Source organism: Thauera sp. AutoDN2, from assembly GCF_051280715.1.
Taxonomy (GTDB): Bacteria; Pseudomonadota; Gammaproteobacteria; order Burkholderiales; family Rhodocyclaceae; genus Thauera.
The window spans coordinates 1-1271 of sequence record NZ_JBNCAR010000104.1; the positions used below are offsets into that span (position 1 = coordinate 1).

1 protein-coding gene is annotated in these 1271 nt (G+C 62.4%); it reads left to right on the forward strand.

What is annotated here, in order from left to right; translation table 11 throughout:
• Window positions 1-121 precede the first annotated feature (121 nt).
• On the forward strand, window positions 122-1252 hold the full coding sequence (locus tag ACPT9U_RS17705; RefSeq protein ID WP_435751923.1) for an ISAs1 family transposase: 1131 nt from the start codon (window positions 122-124) through the stop codon (window positions 1250-1252).
• The last annotated feature ends 19 nt before the right edge of the window (window positions 1253-1271 follow it).

Below are 1271 nucleotides of genomic sequence, written 5' to 3' on the forward strand. Positions count from 1 at the left end.
CCAGGGCAATCGCACCTACTTCGCATAGCCTCATCTAAAATCCCGTTAACTTTCATGACCTTGCGAGGCCTCTGTTCACAACGTCATAAATTGTGTAGTTTCCTACCTTTTTGGGCCTCCCATGAAGGCAGGAAACGTCATGCCGCTGACGCAGGTGTTCGTCTCGATTTCCGACCCGCGCAGCGCGCGGCACACGCGCCACGACCTGGCCGAGCTGCTGACGGTGGCGGTGTGTGCGGTGCTGTCGGGTGTCGACGACTTCGTCGACATCGAGCTGTGGGCCGAGGCCAAGATCGACTGGCTGCGAGGCTTCATGAAGCTTGAGCACGGCATCCCGTCTCACGACACGATCGGCCGTGTGTTCGGCATGATCGCGCCGGACGAGTTCGAATCGGCCTTCCGGCGCTGGGTGGGCATGGTGGTGCCGGCGCTGGCCGGCGATACGGTCGTGGCAATCGACGGCAAGACCAGCCGACGCTCGGGTGGCAAGAGCAAGACCGACGCCAGTCCGCTGCACTTGGTGAGCGCGTTCGCGGCCGGCATGGGCATCGTGCTCGGCCAGACGGCAACCGCCGAGAAGTCGAACGAGATCATCGCGATTCCGGAACTGCTTACCAAGCTGGCGATCGAGGGCTGCGTGGTGACGATCGACGCAATGGGCACCCAGACAAAGATCGCCCGCACGATCCGCGAGCGCGGTGCGCATTACGTGCTGTGCGTGAAGGAGAACCATCCGAACCTGCACGATTCGATCCTGTTTGCCGACATCGATCCGCGAGGGCCGCTGACGCCGAGCTCGACCCACGAGACCACGCTCAAGGACCACGGTCGCATCGAAATCCGTCGATGCCGCGCCTACGCCGCGATCGATCGCCTCTACAAGTCCGAGGACTGGCAGGACCTGGCAAGCTTCGCGGTGGTCGAGCGCATTCGCACCGTGGGCGATCACACCAGCACCGAGCGCGTCTTCTACATCAGCAGCCTGCCCGCCGACGCCGAGCGTATCGCGCGGGCCGTACGCAGTCACTGGGAGATCGAGAATCGGCTTCATTGGTGTTTGGATGTGCAGTTCAACGAGGATCAGTCACGCGTACGCAGCGGCTACGCCGCCAACAACCTGGCCATCGTCCGCCACATCGTGATGAACCTGCTGCGGCTCAACACGACGCGCAAGGCGAGCATCAAGTCCAAGCGCATGCTGGCTGCGACCATTGACGAATTTCGTGCCGAACTGCTCGGGGTTATGACATGAAGGTGCGATTGCCCTGGCG

Excerpts from the sequence above, each read along its gene's own strand:
- ACPT9U_RS17705 (WP_435751923.1), top strand. The coding sequence starts at position 122 with ATGAAGGCAGGAAACGTCATGCCGCTGACGCAGGTGTTCGTCTCGATT.